This is a genomic window from Candidatus Planktophila sp. (genome assembly GCF_046070465.1).
GTDB lineage: Bacteria > Actinomycetota > Actinomycetes > Nanopelagicales > Nanopelagicaceae > Planktophila.
The window spans coordinates 1-3917 of the sequence record NZ_JBJTMK010000075.1 but is presented as its reverse complement, the minus strand read 5'-3'; the positions used below and the strand labels follow the sequence as shown (position 1 = coordinate 3917).

At 49.1% G+C, this 3917-nt stretch carries 4 protein-coding genes; 3 read left to right on the top strand and 1 reads right to left on the bottom strand.

All coding sequences use genetic code 11. The features are described 5' to 3' along the window. On the top strand, positions 1 to 493 hold a 493-nt coding region (locus ACKOVI_RS03460), incomplete at its 5' end, for an alpha/beta hydrolase (RefSeq protein WP_509602636.1). Here the strand turns inward: ACKOVI_RS03460 and ACKOVI_RS03455 are convergent. Beyond that, positions 490 to 1677, bottom strand: a complete 1188-nt coding sequence (locus ACKOVI_RS03455) for an AI-2E family transporter (RefSeq protein WP_509602635.1) — start codon at positions 1675 to 1677, stop codon at positions 490 to 492. The genes ACKOVI_RS03460 and ACKOVI_RS03455 overlap by 4 nt on opposite strands. On the opposite strand from ACKOVI_RS03455, the gene ACKOVI_RS03450 reads away from it, so the two are divergent. After that, the gene (locus tag ACKOVI_RS03450; RefSeq protein ID WP_509602634.1) at positions 1676 to 2923 is read left to right on the top strand and encodes a DUF4032 domain-containing protein; all 1248 of its coding nucleotides are present in this window, start codon (positions 1676 to 1678) and stop codon (positions 2921 to 2923) included. The two genes, ACKOVI_RS03455 and ACKOVI_RS03450, sit on opposite strands and share 2 nt — an antisense overlap. Beyond that, complete coding sequence (locus ACKOVI_RS03445) at positions 2920 to 3780, top strand: tetratricopeptide repeat protein (RefSeq protein WP_509602633.1); 861 nt, start codon at positions 2920 to 2922, stop codon at positions 3778 to 3780. The genes ACKOVI_RS03450 and ACKOVI_RS03445 overlap by 4 nt, the downstream gene beginning before the upstream one ends. Positions 3781 to 3917 lie beyond the last annotated feature (137 nt).

Sequence of the window (3917 nt, the reverse complement as noted above, 5' to 3'; positions counted from 1 at the left end):
GATTGTTCGATTCAATACTCGCGGACCCTCAAGCGAAGCTGGTTCGAGCACAGGTACTTATGACGGGGGCAAAGCTGAAAAATATGATGTGCAAGCAGCTATTAATTACTGCTTCGATGTTCTTAAAGTTGCAGAGCTCTGGATCGTAGGTTGGTCGTTTGGTACAGAACTCGCTCTCTGTCATGCACGCGATCCACGCATCAAAGGATTAATACTCTTAAGTCCACCGCTGATGAAGGTAGAAGAAAGCGATCTTCAATTCTGGGCGCATGATGGTCGTCCTATCACAGCACTTATTCCCGAACATGATGATTACCTCAAGCCAGATGAAGCTCGGAAGAGATTTGCTGTTATTCCTCAGCTAGAACTTATTGCCGTCGATGGAGCAAAACATCTCTGGGTTGGAGAGCCTTATGTTCACCGAGTACTCAGCGAAATTACTCGTATTATCGCGCCCTCAAGGCTGCCGCTTCCTACAGAGCTTGAGATTTAATTCTGCTCTGCGCGAGGAAAGACAACTTCTTCAAGAATGAGAATGACTGAGGCTGCTACTGGTACTGCCAATAGACCGCCGACGAGTCCCAGTAAAGATGTTCCGATGAGGGCTGCGATGATGGTGACAGCGCCAGGAAGTGCCAAAGTGCGCTTCATAATTTTCGGAGTTACAACGTAATTTTCAATCTGTACATAGACCACGTATGAGATGAAGGCGATCACTCCTATCGCCACAGATTGTGTTGCTGCAATAAGAGTGACAATTCCACACCCTAAAAAGTGTCCAATCAGCGGCACAAGTCCGCAGACAAAGACGATGATTCCAATTGCGATAGGAGAAGGTAAGCCAAGGATGAGCGACAAGATTGTGACGAAAATTGATGCGAAAAAAGAGATCAAAATCTGACTTCCGACAAACGCGCCTACGCGAGCAATGACTGCGTCTACAAGTAGTGAGACTCGCGGGCGACGGCTTGCAGGTACAAGCTTGAGGCCAATCGCAGTTGCTTCAGGCAGTGATGTGATGAAGTAGAGAGTCAAAACCAAAATAGTCAGCCCTGTGAATGTTCCAGAGAGAACTGTCTTTCCAACACCAATCACACCACCGAATGCAGTGATGATGAGCGTTCCATCAGATGAAATACTGGCGAGCTTTTTCTGCAGAGTATCAATAAATGCATAGTGGCTATTGAGGTCTGCGATTGTTGGATTGTTCTTGAGATCCTGCAGAAGTGACGGTGCAATTTCAATGAGGTGTGTAGTTTGACGAACCAGAGGCGGCACGACGAGTGCAAGGAAGATTCCGACTAAGCTCAAAACAGAGATAAAGATGATCGCTACTGCAGTTGTGCGCGAAGCACCGCGACGGCGAATTGCCTCAACGGCAGGGTTAAGACCGGTTGCAAGGAATAGAGCGATGAGAATTAAGACAAAAACTTGGCTGGCACTTGCCAGTGCACGCAAGAGGACAAAGGCCGAGAGCGCGCCCATGGTTGCCACAAAGCCGAAGTAGAAGGGGTGACCTCGATCGATTGGTGCGCCAGCATCGCCATAGTGGGGTGTGACTGGTGCCTCTTTTTTCGATGATTTCTTTGGAATTCGGCTCCCGATTCGCTCTGAAATAGTCATAGTTAATTGTAAAGGCAAGGGATGTACGAATGAAGTCTGAGAGAATGTCGCCATGGCGTTGAGGATTACTGGAGTCGGCGAAGAAATCGCAGCTGTCTCTGGCCTGCCATGGAACCAGAGCCTCGAACTGTGGCCTGAAGATCCTCACCTGACTGAAAAGCGCGGTATCTCGAGGCACATCGTGCGGTTGGTGCGATCCACTAATGACCCAGATTCAGAGGTGTATGCAGTTAAAGAGACTGTCTCAGAATTTGCTAATCGCGAATACAAAATTCTGCGTGAACTTAAGCAACTTGATGCACCCAGTGTGCAGTCGGTTGCTGTGGTGGAAGGCAGAACAGATAACGATGGAGAAGAACTCCCTTGTGCGCTTGTGACACGTTTCTTGCCGTACTCACTTCCTTATCGAGTTCTGCTCAGCGGTAGAGATGTCACCGCTGAGGATGTCACTTTGATGGCTAATGCATTGGCACTTCTTCTCGTACGCCTCCACCTCCTTGGCTTCTGGTGGGGCGACTGCTCGCTCTCTAATACTTTATTCCGCCGCGATGCAGAAGGTTTCGCTGCATATCTTGTCGATGCCGAAACAGGAGAGTTTCAGCGTTCACTTTCAGACGGTCAACGCGAGCACGATCTCGAAATCGCACACTTTAATGTTGCCGCAGAGCTTGAAGATCTCGCGCTCTCAGGAGTTCTCTACGCAGGCATGGATCCAATCCGCGCAAGTAACGCATTGATTAAGCGCTATCACCGACTATGGGCAGCGCTGAAAGAACGCCAGGTACTTGATCCTAAAGATCGCCACGCTGTCGAACGTGCGATGCGTCAATTGCATGACCTTGGCTTCGCGGTTGAAGAGGTTTCAGTGCAGCTTGAAGATGGCAACGAAGATTCAGGAAAGTTGTACTTCCAACCCAAGCTAGTTGCTGCGGGTTATCACAAGAATCGCCTGCGCGAATTGATGGGACTTGAGACGGAAGAGCTTCAGGCAAAGCGTCTGCTGGCATCATTTGACCGCTTCCGCGGTCGCGAGAAATCTCCCAAGCCACCCGTGCATGACTCTGCACGACGTTGGCTCGAAGAGGTATTTAATCCAACTGTCGCCCTCATTCCGCAAGACCTTCAGGGACGTATTGAAGTTGCTCAGTTCTTCCATGAAGCGCTGGAACACCGCTGGTACCTCAGCGAAAAGGCAGGGCATGATGTAGGTCTTGAATTTGCCGCACAGTCCTATGTCAATGAAATTCTCCCGTTCCGTCGCGACTCTGGTGTCGATGTTGTGAAAGAAGATGCGCAATGACCATGCCCCCAAATTTTGGACGTGCCTACGATCTCAGCGGTTTAGGTAAGCCACCGGTAGATTCTTCTGGACCAATGCCAGGACTTGAAATCAATGCAGCAAATCTCACTTCAGAATTTCTGCCGATGTCTGCACAGAAATCAGTCGTCGTTCTCTGCTGGTCACCACGATCAGCAGAATCAATTGAGATGTTGAAAGTGCTTGGAAAGTTGGCACTCGCCGATCAAGGAAGCTGGGTACTTGCTCGCGTCAATATTGATGAGCAGCCACAAGTTGCTCAGGCGCTTCAGACTCGCACAGTGCCGTATGGGCTCGTCTTTATTGCAGAACAGCCAATCCCATTTGTTGAGCAAGCCCTTAATGAGACTCAACTTCGCGAAGTAATCAACAAGATTCTGACTCTTGCCGCGCAACAAGGTATTGGTGAAGCGCCTGTCGAACAAGCAGAGCCTGAGGAAGATGAAGCACTTGCTGCAATCGATCGTGGAGATTTTGCAGCAGCAGAAGTTGCCTATAAAGCGTTGTTAGCACGGAAACCCAACGATCAATACGGCAAAGTCGGATTGGCTCAAGTTCAACTTCTTATCCGCACGGATGGCGTGGATGCTGCAGCAATCATGCAGAGCGCCATTGAACATCCTGATGATGTTCAGATTCAGATGCAATGTGCTGATATTGAAGTAATGCAGGGCGATCTTGAACAAGGGTTCAAGAGATTATTGCGGCTTATCTCAGTGTTATCAGGAGATGAACAAAAGCGCGTTAAAGATCGTTTATTGGAGCTCTTTGCTCTCGTTGATTCAGCAGACCCTCGAGTTATTAAGGCCCGCGCAGCTCTTGCCAATGCGCTCTTCTAAATGAACACCTCAACTGGCCTTTCTCATCAGAGTGAAAAGAAGAGCGCGTGAAGTAGCTTCTTTTCACTCTGATGAGAAAGGCCAGTTGAGGTGTTCATTTAGAAGAGCGCATTGGCAAGAGCTGCGCGGGCCTTAAT

Excerpts from the sequence above, each read along its gene's own strand:
- ACKOVI_RS03450 (WP_509602634.1), top strand. The coding sequence starts at position 1,676 with ATGGCGTTGAGGATTACTGGAGTCGGCGAAGAAATCGCAGCTGTCTCT.
- ACKOVI_RS03455 (WP_509602635.1), bottom strand. The coding sequence starts at position 1,677 with ATGGCGACATTCTCTCAGACTTCATTCGTACATCCCTTGCCTTTACAA.
- ACKOVI_RS03445 (WP_509602633.1), top strand. The coding sequence starts at position 2,920 with ATGACCATGCCCCCAAATTTTGGACGTGCCTACGATCTCAGCGGTTTA.